Genomic DNA, 13,921 nt, shown 5'->3' with positions numbered 1-13,921 from the left:
TCTCCGGCAGCTTAACAAGTGAATAACAGCAAACAAGCAAGCAACAGAGGGACGCGCAAGCGAAACCGGCGGCGGCGTTGGGAAACGCCAGTCAGCCGGGGTCGGGCTGTCGGGATGACAGTCCGGCGTGAGTACTTCTGAAAGCACCAGCTTCTCCGTCGAACCAGGACAAAACAAGAGTAGGCACACGGGGGATGCCTGGGCGTCCAGTGCCGATGAAGGACGTGGTACACTGCGTTAAGCGCCGGTCAGCCGTGTGCAGGCGTGATCAGCCGGCGATGTCCGAATGGGGAAACCCAGCAGGGTCAACTCCTGCTACTGCTCATTGTGTGAGCAGAGGGAACCGGGTGAACTGAAACATCTCAGTAGCCCGAGGAAAAGAAACGATTCCGCTAGTAGTGGCGAGCGAACGCGGAACAGCCCAAACCAGCGGTCAGGTACCGCTGGGGTTGTAGGCCTTCCAGAAGCTGCTGAAATCTGAGCCGAAGGCGGTGGGAAACGCGACTGAAAAGGGTGATAGTCCCGTAGGCGAAGGGGGACAGCGGCGGGGAGCAGCCTGAGTACCACAGCGCACGCTAACGCGGTGGGAAGCAGGGGGGTCCACCCTCCAAGGCTAAATACACTGGACGACCGATAGCGCAACAGTACCGTGAGGGAAAGGTGAAAAGAACCCCGGCGAGGGGAGTGAAACAGACTCTGAAACCGTGTGCTGACAGACGGTCAGAGAGGGAGCAATCCCTTGATGGCGTGCCTTTTGGAGCATGAGCCAGCGAGTCAATCGGTGTGGCTAGCCGAAGGGAGCGACACCCACAGGCGCAGCGAAAGCGAGTCTGAACAGGGCGCGCAGTGGCATCGATTGGACACGAAACCAGGTGAGCTAACCATGACCAGGGTGAAAGTCCGGTGACACGGACGGGAGGCCCGAACCCATTTGGATTGCAAACCATTGGGACGAGTTGTGGTTAGGGGTGATATGCCAAACGAACCTGGAGATAGCTTGTTCTCTCCGAAATCGCTTTAGGGCGAGCGTTCGGCGATGACGGCAGGAGGTAGAGCGCTGCTTGGGCTAGGGGGCGTTAGCTTACCGAACCCAGGCAAACTGCGAATGCCTGCCGGGGAGCCGGGCAGTTGGGCGTCGGGAGATGAGTTTCGGCGTCGAAAGGGAAACAACCCAGACCCGCGACTAAGGTCCTCAAGTCTCGGCTGAGTGGGAAACGATGTGCGCGTGTGCAGACAGCCAGGAGGTTGGCTTAGAAGCAGCCACCCTTGAAAGAGTGCGTAACAGCTCACTGGTCGAACGCGCGTGCGCGGAAAATGGAACGGGGCTGAAGCCGAGCACCGAAGTCAGGGACTGGCTGGACGGAAGTTCAGTCAGTGGTAGGAGAGCGTCGCGCCAGCGGAGAAGGCTCAGGGGCAACCTGAGTTGGAGTGGGCGCGAGTGAGAATGCTGGCATGAGTAGCGCAATTCCAGTGAGAACCTGGAACGCCGAAAGTCGAAGGGTTCCGACGGAAGGTCAGTCCGCGTCGGGTTAGTCGGGCCTAAGCCGCAGCCGGAAGGCGGAAGGCGATGGACAACCGGTGAACATTCCGGTACCGCGTGTGGGAGGGATGACGACAGCCCTGGGAAGGCACAGCCTGTGACTGGAAGCAGGTGGCAAGCGGGTAACGCCCGTGATGCCGGCGCGCAAGCGCGGAAGTGTGCGGGACCTGGGGACAAGAAAAGGCGTCATCGCGATGAAAGCACGTGCCCGTACCCCAAACCGACACAGGTGGACAAGTAGAGAATACATAGGCGAACGGGAGAACCCTCGTTAAGGAACTCGGCAAAAAGACCCCGTAACTTCGGGAGAAGGGGTGCCGCCGCGAGGCGGTTGCAGTGAAAAGGCTCTGCCGACTGTTTACCAGAAACACAGGTCTCTGCTAACGCGAAAGCGGAAGTATAGGGGCTGACGCCTGCCCAGTGCCGGAAGGTTAAGAGGAGGGGTGATAAGCTCTGAATTGAAGCCCCGGTGAACGGCGGCCGTAACTATAACGGTCCTAAGGTAGCGAAATTCCTTGTCGGGTAAGTTCCGACCCGCACGAAAGGCGTAACGAGTGGAGCACTGTCTCAACGAGGGACCCGGCGAAATTGAAGTACGTGTGAAGATGCGCGTGACCCGCAGCTGGACAAAAAGACCCCGTGGAGCTTGACTGTAGCCTGTCATGGCGTTAGGGGGCAGACTGTGTAGGATAGCTGGGAGGCAGGGAAGCCGGAGCGCCAGCTTCGGTGGAGCCGACGGTGAAATACCAGCCTGTCTGTGCCTTGACCCTAACCTGGCGGAAGCTGGGGACAGTGGCAGGTGGGCAGTTTGACTGGGGCGGTCGCCTCCAAAAAGGTAACGGAGGCGTTCAAAGGTGGGCTCAGGCTGAATGGAAACCAGCCAAAGAGTGCAAAGGCAGAAGCCCGCTTGACTGCGAGGGGAACAGCCCGAGCAGAGACGAAAGTCGGACTTAGTGATCCTACGGCGCTGAGTGGAAAGGCCGTAGCTTACCGGATAAAAGCTACCCCGGGGATAACAGGCTAGTCTTGTCCAAGAGTTCACATCGACGACAAGGCTCGGCACCTCGATGTCGGCTCATCGCATCCTGGGGCTGGATCCGGTCCCAAGGGTTGGGCTGTTCGCCCATTAAAATGGCACGCGAGCTGGGTTCAGAACGTCGCGAGACAGTTCGGTCTCTATCTGTTGTGGGCGTTGGAAACTTGAGAGGAGCTGACCTTAGTACGAGAGGACCGGGTTGGACAAACCTCTAGTGTGCCTGCTGTAGCGCCAGCTGCACCGCAGGGTAGCTACGTTTGGATGAGATAAGTGCTGAAAGCATCTAAGCACGAAACTCGCCTCAAGATGAGGTTTCCTTTAAGGGCCGTTCAAGACCAGGACGTTGATAGGCTGCAGGTGTAAAGGTGGTAACATCAAAGCCGAGCAGTACTAATTGCCCGAACGCTTTCTACAGTCGTGATCTCTTTTTCAGACTCAAATTAGTGTATTTTCTTTCTTTTATATGTCATATGATATTGATGATCTTATGGTGACTTTAGCGGTGGTGTTCACCTCTTCCCATTCCGAACAGAGAAGTTAAGCCCACCAGCGCCGATGATACTGCCGTCAGGTGGGAAAGTAGGTCGTCGCCAATCTTTTTTAAACCCCGGCTCATGTCGGGGTTTTTTTATGTCCATTAACAACCAATTTATGAACTTCCACATTTGTTCCTTAACTTTGATATGCTAATCTGAAGTTTTGTAATTCACCTTTTCCCGGGATTTATTCCATTCGTTCCATATTTTCGCCGATCAAAATACTATCCGGTTTTCCATGTGCCTGTTCATAATCAAACAATATCACTATATTTCCCAAAACCTTGCAGGTCGATGAATTGTTTTACAGAGGAATAATCTGAACACAATATTCGATATTTAATATGGCTTTGTTGAAATGATTTTAGTCATTATTTATCCAGATATGGGTTTATATATTTAAAGACTAATCGATTACGAATTCCGTTGTGCCATAAATCGGTTCGCCCTTAACTGTAATTCCCCGAATAATGACCTCAAATGTTCCGGCTTCGTCTGAAGCATCAAACGAAATGACATGAACTGATAGGCCGGTTTTGCTTAGGGGTTTCCAAAATAGTGTTGTTCTAAAGTCTGGAATTGGGAGTTTAAATAAACTATCAATTGTGTAATCAGTTGAATGAAATGTCTTGTTTACTGCAAGATTTTGATATTCAAGAAAAATGGATTGAGGAGAGAATTTGTAACCCCCAAAATTTCCAGTTTTTGTGGTAATCGAAATGATGCCTGATAAAAGATGGTCTCCCAGGTAGTAGGGTCGGTTCATTACCTGAATGGTCCGGATTGATCTGACCGGAATTTTTAAAAGTTCTTCAACGTCAAATACTGGAACATTATCCAGCAAAATAAGGTCGGCACGCGAAACTATTTGTGTCTCATAATTTGCAACAGCAAGATATTTCACTTTCCCATCCGATTTTATAGATACGGACGGAACTATTTCAAAAAAAACCTCCTCGAGTGAAGACAACTCAATGTAATCTTCAAGTATTACGTTAATGTCGAAATGATCCGGTATGTTGGTAGGTTGCAGTTTTTTATTCTCCATATGATTCTGGATATTGAATGCTTTTTTCGACTCCTGGCATACAAGCATGGCAGTTAGCAGGTTTTTAAATGATGTGTCGATGCTAAACTTTGTTGCCGGTAAATCGGCCAATGAACTGGAAAAATCATTATTGATCAGCAATTCACTGTTTGGATATTTTACCGGGTCAATGCTTAAAAACACATTTGTCGTCTTTTCAAGCAGCTCGGGTGAGAACAGAAAAGATCCGTTTTTCTGGCTGTTTGCCATTTGCAATAACCTGTTTTCACCAAAAACAGAGAGATAAACTTTAATATTTTCAATGGGCTGCAGTGTGGTTTTATCCCTTATACTTCCGCTCAGGCTTACCCCACGAACATCGGGAACATAGAAAATTGAATCCGTCCATTCTTTATCGCCGTTTTTTTCCAGGTTGTAAGTTTGATTTAACATTTCCTGGTTAAGTATTGTTCCTTTTCTGATCACCGAAACACAAAATACGCCTTTAAAATTTGCTGGCCAATTGATATCAAGTGTTACTTTTTCGCGATGGCTGTAATTTGGTTTTGAAGTTTTCAGGGTAATATTTTCGGAAGGTTTAGTTATAAATTTGCCTGAATCATTGGCCTCGCAAGCTGGCAGTGGAAATCCGGTATTGACTATGGTTATTGGAACTAATGTATGAGCCTGTGAGGACCTGTTCCGCTGGAATTTCGTGTAAACGCGCAGGAAATAAACTCCCGACAAGGTTTCAGAAGGAATGAGAATACTCCCGGAACTGATATTATTTTCTACAAGATATTTTCCCCTTTGAATGACACTTGCATCTGGGCCAATTAATTCAAGGTAAAGAACCTTGCTGAGTTCCTTATCCGTAAGTTCCTGATTGATCAGGATGATGGAGGAAAACCATATTTCTTCACCCGATAAGTAAAGGTCACGATCGGTGTAACAGATTACATCCTCCTGGATATTTGATACAAAATCCTCATTTTTGCTGTCTAGCGGAACTTGTCCGCTAGCCATAAGGGGAAGGAGCATGAATAGGATAATTTTTATGTTCATTTTCATACTATTTAAATCATGATTTAGTAATCAATCCAAAACTCGGGTTTTTCAGTTGTTCCTCCTTTTAACAGGCAGTTCACACAGGCCTGGTGTGTGAGTGCACGCTCACCGTTTGCATCTTCAGTTACAAATAGGGGATTGCTTGCAGGTGGCGCTGGTCCAAGAAACATCCAGCCATAGTTTTCGTAATCGTTGATATTTAATTCGCATTTTGGGTAATACATTTCGATGGGATACCCGGGACGATTCACAAAGATTCTTTTTTGCGAGACTGCTGCGGTTAAAAAATATCCCAGAACCGTTTCCCCATTATCAGTGGGATTGTATATATTTCCGCGTATCTGATAAGGCTGTTTTGTGAAAAGGTCATCACTTTCGGTATTTTGTTCAATTACTTTATGCCAGAAAATGTAAGCCTCCTTGCTGATAACATACTGCCATGTTAGCAAGCTGTAACGAATCGAAAGTTTCCGATTGTCAGTTGGTACAAGATGAAAAGGGAATCGCTCAACTTCAGGAGATGATAAAGAAAAGGTGTTGGTAAGGTAAAAACCTTTTATTTTTTCAGTCAGCCAGCATCTTTTAAGGGTATCCTTATTGATCACCGGATGAACAATCCTGTCAAAATAAGAAAAGTAAATTTTGAAATCGGATTCGTACTGATAGGTTTCTTCAAGGCGCCATAAAAAACAGGTTGAGTCATTTTGAGCTTCTTTTGCATCCACAAAAAATCTATATCCCGGCAGTTGATAAGGAGATTCGTCGATCTGTGTATACTCAATTTCTGCATAAACAGAATCAATTTTTATGGGTTCGTTCAACATTTCATAATCGGTCTGGTAGTTTTTACCTTCCGGCGAGGTAAGTACAAGCCGGTACTTCCTCCCCGAAATCCCCTGTATACCATTTAAGGAAGTCAGGTAGGTTCCCGGATCAGTTTCGCTGAGTGTTTCTGAATTACCTGCATCATCCTGAATACTGACCGAATATCCCGATATCGGCGTGTAAAAAGGTTCTGATGGTGATGAGGAAACAGAAAGCGTAACAGTGTATGGCCCGGGCAGGTTAGTTATCATTCCTTCAACAACCAATAGTTTTTCGTCCTTGCCTTCAATTTCGGGAGTAAAGCGTTCTTCGCATGAGATAAGCAGACAAATTTCCAGGATTGCAATTAAGGGAAAAATAGTTTCAATATGATTTGTAACGCTTTTCATTTAAGAATTCCTGCTTAATTATCGATCCAAAAATCCGGTATTTCAATTGTTCCGCCATTCTCCCTGCAATCGAGGCATGACTGAGGTGGATAGGCATTTACCCCATTATTGTCAAAAGTGGCGAATTCCGGCCATTCAGCCGGGGAGCTATAAAAAAGTATTCCAAAATTCATGTAATCCTGCTCTACTAATTTACATTCAGGATATTGCATGATCAACGGATAATCAGGGCGGTTAACAAAAATCCTGTTTTCACTTTTACCGGCAACCATAAAGTACCCAAGCACCGGTTCATTTATATTATCAGCATTGTAAACATTTCCCCTCAACTGATAGGGTTGCTTGGAATACAAATCATCTACATTTTCGTTCTGTTCTTTTACAATGCTCCAAAACTCATATGCTTCTTTCGAAATGCTTAATTGCTCGGTCAGCAGACTGTATCTGATGGACAGATCTCTTACGTCAGTTCCGACAAAATGCAGAGGAAACTTAGCGAGAGTCGAGATGTTGAGGTTCTCGTTATTAAAGAGGTAGTAAGAATTGATCCTGCTGGTTGTCCAGCAATACCTGAGTGAATCAAAGTTTGTGAATGGGTGGAGTTGTCCGTCGTACATCCAACGGATGATCAGGTCGACAGCGTATTTATAAGTAGCGGTAAGTTTCCACAAATAATAGACAGTATCCCCTGAAGGAATTTCAGTATTTGCAAAGAATCGGTATCCACCAAGGTCAAAGGGCAGGTTTACATCGCTCTGGTATTCGATTTCATAATCAATTGATTTTATTACCGGAGGAGTTCTGAGTTTTTGAAAATCGGAATTATAAGTTTTACCGTCAGGGAGAGAAATTCTGATTTTGTAAAGCCTTCCTTCCTGCCCGCGAATTCCTTCAGGATTGGTCATATAAGTTCCCGGGATTGTTTCGGTTAATACTTCATGATTATCAAGGTTATCAATAATTTCAACCATAGCTGCTGTGACCGGTGTAACTTGATTTGATTCCAGCGATCCGGAATAAGAAAGCTTTACTGAGTAAGGCCCAGGTGCATTTGATATTTCGCCTTCAACAACCAGCGTATTTTCATATTTTGGATCGATTTCCGGATTAAATCTTTCTTCACAGGCAGAAACCGTAAGAAGCAATAATCCGCTGATTAAAACCGGCCATGTCAGGTTAAGCGTATAGAAGTGTTTTAATGATTTCATGCTGTTTTAAAATCAGTCAATCCAAAAATCAGGTTTTTCCAATACACCCCCGTTTAATCTGCAATCCATGCACCACTGATTTGGGAGCGCATTTCCAAGCGGCCCTCTTGTGGCAAAAATTGGCCATGATGATGCGGGAAATTCGCTGAGTGCACCAAAATTCCTGTACACATCCTCTGTAAATTCACAGATTGCATATCGCATCTGAACAGGGAAAAGCGGTTTGTTTACAAAAATTCTCTTTTCTGTAACGCCTGCTACCATGAAGTAGCCCAGAACTGTTTCGTCTGGTTGATCGAGATTAATAATATTCCCCTTCACCTGGAAGGGTTGTTTGCTGTAAAGATCATCAAGACCGGTGTTTTGCTCTTTCACTACCTGCCAGAATTTGAAAGCCGTTTTTGAAATCGAAAATTGCTTTACTAATAAACTATAGCGCTCTGCAAGATCACGGGTTTCGGTACTAACAAAGTGCATTGGTAAACCGGTAATCATTGGTGGCGACATGTTGGCCGTGTGCATGACATAGATCTCGGGTCTGGCTGTGGATTTGTAGCAAAAACGTAAACTGTCATGGTTGAAAACAGGGTGCAAAGCACCTTCCCATTTCCAGTAAATTTTGAAGTCGGACACGTATTTGTAAGTGTTTTCAAGCCGCCATAAAAAATAGGTAGTGTCGACAGGGGCGACACCCGAGCTGACATAAAACCTGTATCCTGCAATTTCATATGGAAGTCCTTCCTCCGACTGATATTCCAACTGATGATACACCGAATCAATGGGTGCAGGTACCCTGAGTTCTTCAAATACAGATGCATACTGCCTACCTTCCGGTGAAATAAGTGTAAGGTTATACTTTCGGCCGGGGATACCCCGGATTCCATCAGCCTGGCTTGTATATTCACCTGGTAAGAATTCGCTTAGCTGCTCAGAATCTCCCTGATCATCATTAATTTGAACATGATAACCTGTTAAAGGAATGTACTGTGGATTCTCCAGGCTGGACGAAAGCGAAAGTTTCACAGTATAGGGGCCAGACTGGTTGGTGATCATCCCGTCCACCACTAAAAGATGTTGAATAGTGGGATCAATTTTGGGTTGAAATTCCTCCTCGCAGGAGAAAAGAATGCCTGCTAAGAAAAAAGAAACAATAGGGTTCAATTTAATCAGCATAATTTCCCAACTTAAAATCATAGGTGATGGAGAAAATGGGTACGGCAAAAATCGACAGTTTGTAACCTCTGATGTATCCTTCTTCTGACTTGAAGTATACAGAGTAGGCATTATTTCTTCCTGTCAGATTATAAACCGAGAAAATCCAGGAGCCATGAAGGAACTTGTTTTTTTTCAGGTTTCCTTCTACCTTGAATGAAGCATCAACCCTGAAATAATCCGGAACCCGATACTCATTACGCAGCGAATAGTTCAACAATGGCTGACCGTCCTGGTAATAGATAGAAGTGGGATAAGTAATAGGCCGCCCGGTTGAGTAAACCACATTCCCTGAAAATCCCACCCTTTTGCTGATTTTGTAATTGGCCACCACATTCACAGCGTGGGGTTTATCGTAATTGGCAGGATAAGCCAGCCCGAAATTGTTTTGCTCGCCGGTTGCCTTATCATCAACCACAACTGTTGATTTCGACCAGGTGTAATTTACCCAGCCGTTGAGTTTTCCAAAAGGCTTGCGTAGCATAATTTCCACTCCGTAGGCGTCAAGATTGCCCTGCAGCACATCCTGTTCCGGGTATTTGTTTACAATCAATTCTGCGCCATCCTTGTATTCGACAAGATGATCAGTTTTTTTAAGATAACCTTCAATCGAAAATTCATAGCTCTGGTTCCTTAAATTGGAATAAAATCCCAAAGAAAACTGGTTACCCACCATTGGTTCGATGTTATAGTTGGTCAACTTCCATTTGTCTGTCGGCGAAACAGCAATGGTGTTCGACAACATAAAAATGTACTGATGCAGCCGGTTATAACTCGCTTTGATCGATGTATGCTCATTAATCAAATAGGTTAATCCAATCCTGTAATCGAGCCCATTGTAATTTTTAACAACTTCATTGTTTGAAAAATTGAGCGTGTCAATGATATTTTCCGGTGTTTTTGGTGAATTTTCCCTATACTTAAAAACCTCTGCTGTTCCCAGCGAATTGTAATAGTTATAGCGAATACCGCCAATAATTGTCAGCACCGGGTTTACTTCCCACTGGTCGCTAATATAAAGAGCAGATTCAGAAGATTTTTCTTCCCCAAGATTGATGGGAGTAATCAATGATTCGGAATTGAATGGAACCTGCATTCCATTATCCAATAGGTAAAGAATTGAATTCGTACCATAATTTATGGTATGGTTATCAACAGGTTTCCAGTTAAAATTAAAATTTGCCTGGTGATGTCGAAGTTCGTAATTAAGGCTATAAGCTGAAACAATGTATTCGTAGTTGTCTTCATCAAATTTGTATTTGCTGTAAGCGAGTGAAAAATCCAGGCCATGATTTTTATTGAAAGTATGGTACCAATTGAGCGAAGCGCCAGAATTTTCGTATTCATTGTTTACTTTTGATGCCAGGTTTATATTGTCATAACTGTAATAACCAAATAGTTTCAGCCTGTTTTTATTGTTCAAATCGTACGTAAAATTGAGGATTCCATCACCAAAATTGCCACTGCTGTTTTTAACCTCAGGTACGGTCACAAAATTCAGAACCCAGTCGCTGTAAGTAGATCTGATAGCTGCCACAGCACTGAGTTTTTCTTTAATGATGGGGCCTTCGGCAAGTAGCCGCACTGATATTGGGCTGATACCTCCTCTTGCCCCAAATTTATTCATATTTCCCTGCCAGGGTTTTATGTCGAAAATGGATGAAAGCCTGCCACCGTATTTTGCCGGTATGCTGCTTTTATAGAGCTTAAACTCACTTACAGCGTCCGGATTAAAAGAGGAGAAAAAGCCAAAAAGATGGGAAGTGTTATAGACAGGGACCTCACCGATGTAGAAAATGTTCTGGTCGGTTGGGCTGCCTCTGACATTAAACCCTGACGACCCCTCGCCAATGCTTTGAATCCCGGGAAGCAACAGCGCAACCTTGATGATATCTCTTTCGCCCATCACCGTGGGTATTTCCTTGATGTCTTTAACAGCGATTCTTTCAAATCCCATTTGAACGCTTTTCACATTGTGTTCAACATCTGAACGGATTTCAACCGTTTCCATCATGAATACTTTTTTTGGTAAAAACAAATCAAGTGTGCCTGATGAGAGCACTTCCACCTTGTAACTTGTTTCTTCATAGCCAATGTTTCGTAGTTTAAACGTGTACTTCCCTTTGTTTAGATGAATGCTGTATTTCCCGGCATGATCCGCTACTGTGCCGGTTTCTGTTTCATCAATGTAAATGGTTGCGCCGGGAAGGGGAACATTGTCATTCAGGCAAAATATGATTCCTGAAACAACAGTTTTTTTTGCATAAATCCCGGCCTCTTTTGTACCAACTGTAAATGTCCTTGATACGAATTCATTGGTTGTTCTCAAAAAATCCATGTTGGCCATATTTTGACTGACCGGTTCAATGGTGTCATTTTGTGGCTGGTTGCTTCTGCTGAAGAAGTCATCTGGAAGATGCATGGTTAATTTTTTACCTCTTGTCAAAAAATAGTTCGCAAAACCATCAGTAGTAACGTTGACGCCAATTTTAGAAAAAGTTTCTTCCAGTACCTGGCTAAGTTTGTTGGATGAGGGTAAAAAAGATATGGTTAGCTCCGGGATTGAATCGGGATGGTAGAAAAACCGAATTCCGTGATCTTTCTCAAGTTGTTGTGTGAAAGTTTCCCATTTTAGTCTGTTGTAGGACTCATCAAGCAATATTTCAGGATGTTGTGCATAGGTTACTACTTCAAAAAACAGTAGCATGCATCCAATCACAAGTTTATAAAAATGTTTCATAGTTGGGTTAGGGTCAAAGCCCGTTGCAGTATTCCAGAAGTTGTTCAAGTTGGCTGTTGCCGGCAGTTTTAAAACGAATATTGTGCTGGGAAATGAAATGATTCATTTCTTTTTTGTGTTCGGGAAACAAAACAAACAGTGATTTTTTTGACGTGATTTTGTTCAGTGTCTCATCCATAAGGAGATACATCACAGAACTCTGCCGGGAGAAACTTCCATTTGGTGTGTCAGCTGAAAAGTTACCAACGAAGTTTTTTTTGTGTTTTATAAAAAAATGAAATTTTCCGGAATAAATCATCTCTATGAATCCGGTGAGTTGAGGAGTACTAATAAATGTTTCACCGTTTACAAACTGGTGATTTCCGATTGAGAATGAGCTGATGAAATCTTTGTTGAGCATCACAAATGCCGGGCTTCCGTCATTTAAAGTAACGCTTAATACAAGTTCGTCCATTTGAACATTGTAGAGCAAAAAAACATTTTCAAAGGTATCCTTTCCCGAGGACAACGATCCTTTTCTCCAGGCTGTATCGTTAAAATATGGATTTCCGGCAGCATTAAAATGGTCTGGATAGTATTTCCAGCCATTAACTAAAAAGGAACTTGTGCCAAGAATCGTTGAAGAGTAGTCAAACAATGCATCCAATTCAACTTTTTCCTGTCCCTGGAGAGGCTGTGCAATTCCGTATAGGAAAAGAAGAATGAAGGTGTATTTGACAGAAAAACCCATAAATATGTTGAAATGACCTGTATGTAAGTTCTGGTAATTTTTTAAAAGTAATTACAAAGGTATTGAAATTAGTAAATCAATGGGGGTTGATCAGGTAAATAAACTGGTTATTCATTTAGGCGTGTGCATGAGTAAAAAAGGCCATCAATTTTGACGGCCTTTTTTATGCTGAGTTAGATTTTTATTACGGAATATCCCAGAAAATCCTTCCTGAGAGTCTGTCACCTGCTGGGTATTGTTTGGTTACAGCAGCCTGACGGTTTGCCCCGTTGAGTGTTTGCTCGTTTACGGGATAAGTAAACCTTCTTGGAACAGCGCCATCAGCACTTTCTGCTGGTCCCGGAGGAATATTCATCACCGGAACGCCAAGTCTTCTGTAAGAAGTATAACCCTGGAAGCCTCTGACATAGAAAGCGATGTATGCTTGAATGCCAATGTCGTCCAATCCTTCATAAGGATTGGCAGTAATGTAATCAGCAGCACCATCTACCATCCAATAATCAAATGATGAAGTGATGGCATTGGCATAATGTTCGGCAGCAGAACCACCAACGCTCCAGCCTCTGTGAGCTGCTTCGGCTAAGTAGAAGGAAACCTCTGTATAGTCCAGAATTGTCATTGGGAAAGTCGGTTCCTGGATTCTGTCGGCAATATGCGAGTAGTTGGCAAAGGCGCTGCTTTCGCCATAAATACCGCCTTCATAAACTTCGTTTGGTCCTAAGGTAAAATAGGCCTCACGACGCGGGTCTTCCAGGTCATTCATCAGGTCAACAATGGTGTTGGCTGGAACGAAGTCATTACGGCCACTCTGTACAAGGTCTTGATAGAGTGGGTTAGACATGGCGCCACCTGGATACACCAATTCACAAAGTTCACCTTCCTGAAATGCACCGGCATAGGCGCCTTCGATAGTGGCTTTAGCTTTTGCCGGGTTAACTTTTGCAAGGTGAATACCCAATTTGACGAGTAATGAATTCCCGAATTTTTTCCACATGGCTACATCGCCATGGAAATAAAGATCGAATTCATCAAAACTGTCACCGCTGTCATCCAAACCTGCTATTGCAGCCTGAGCTTTGGCAATCATATCATCATAAATTCCGGCAGCATCATCATAAACCGGAGTGATGTTATCGATGTCCAATGCTTCAGAATAGGGGATATCACCAAATGTGTCAACAAGTTCCTGGTAGGCAAAAACTGAAACAAGATCAATGATGTACATTCTATTCATTTGGGCTTTGGCTGCCATTGCATCAGTGCCAGGATCTTCAGTGGCAATGATATCCTTTGCTTCTTTAAGATCCCGCAGAATTGTTCTGTAATAAGTACGGAAGGTAAGGTCGGCAATGGTTCTGTTAATGATGTCGTAGTTGGCTTCATCAGTATAGGTCGTTTCGGTCCAATACTGGGCAAAAAGCTTCCATACGTTGAGGTTCACATTGGTACTGGCAATCTGGTCACCCAGTGCTTTCTGGGCGTTGGCAAATAACATATTTCCCGGGACTTCTACTGGATGTTTCTTGTCAGTATTATAATCTTCAAAATCCTTTGTACAAGATATTGAAATCCCCATTAAAACTATAAATGCAATTAAAATTTTCTTCATG

Annotated in this window: 7 protein-coding genes and 2 rRNA genes; 2 read left to right on the top strand and 7 right to left on the bottom strand. The window is 44.1% G+C overall.

Annotated features, from left to right (window positions below; genetic code table 11):
• Positions 1-167 precede the first annotated feature (167 nt).
• Positions 168-2,988, top strand: a 23S ribosomal RNA gene (locus tag IH598_10685).
• Positions 2,989-3,062: 74 nt separating this feature from the next.
• Positions 3,063-3,172, top strand: a 5S ribosomal RNA gene (rrf, locus tag IH598_10680).
• A 346-nt stretch (positions 3,173-3,518) separates the two neighbouring features.
• On the opposite strand, the gene IH598_10675 is transcribed toward rrf, so the two are convergent.
• From IH598_10675 to IH598_10645, 7 genes are all read right to left on the bottom strand, one after another.
• Entirely contained in the window at positions 3,519-5,204 is a 1,686-nt protein-coding gene (locus IH598_10675) for a hypothetical protein (GenBank protein ID MBE0638974.1), read from the bottom strand.
• 23 nt (positions 5,205-5,227) lie between these two features.
• Positions 5,228-6,421, bottom strand: coding sequence for a DUF4249 domain-containing protein (locus tag IH598_10670; protein MBE0638973.1), 1,194 nt, complete (start codon positions 6,419-6,421; stop codon positions 5,228-5,230).
• Positions 6,422-6,435: 14 nt separating this feature from the next.
• Positions 6,436-7,629 carry a DUF4249 domain-containing protein gene (locus IH598_10665; GenBank protein ID MBE0638972.1) on the bottom strand — a complete coding sequence of 398 codons (1,194 nt, stop codon included), beginning with the start codon at positions 7,627-7,629 and terminating at the stop codon, positions 6,436-6,438.
• A gap of 12 nt (positions 7,630-7,641) precedes the next feature.
• A complete protein-coding gene (locus IH598_10660) occupies positions 7,642-8,802 on the bottom strand; it encodes a DUF4249 domain-containing protein (protein ID MBE0638971.1) in 1,161 nt (386 codons plus the stop codon).
• Positions 8,792-11,548 (bottom strand): TonB-dependent receptor, encoded by a 2,757-nt coding sequence (locus IH598_10655; GenBank protein MBE0638970.1) that lies wholly within the window; start codon positions 11,546-11,548, stop codon positions 8,792-8,794. Before IH598_10655 ends, IH598_10660 begins: the two co-directional genes overlap by 11 nt.
• A gap of 46 nt (positions 11,549-11,594) precedes the next feature.
• Positions 11,595-12,311: a hypothetical protein gene (locus tag IH598_10650; GenBank protein MBE0638969.1), complete on the bottom strand. Its 717-nt coding sequence runs from the start codon at positions 12,309-12,311 to the stop codon at positions 11,595-11,597.
• A gap of 184 nt (positions 12,312-12,495) precedes the next feature.
• Entirely contained in the window at positions 12,496-13,920 is a 1,425-nt protein-coding gene (locus IH598_10645) for a SusD/RagB family nutrient-binding outer membrane lipoprotein (GenBank protein ID MBE0638968.1), read from the bottom strand.
• Position 13,921 lies beyond the last annotated feature (1 nt).

The sequence above is a fragment of the Bacteroidales bacterium genome, assembly GCA_014860585.1.
GTDB lineage: Bacteria > Bacteroidota > Bacteroidia > Bacteroidales > 4484-276 > RZYY01.
This window is presented reverse-complemented; position numbering and strand designations above follow the sequence as displayed.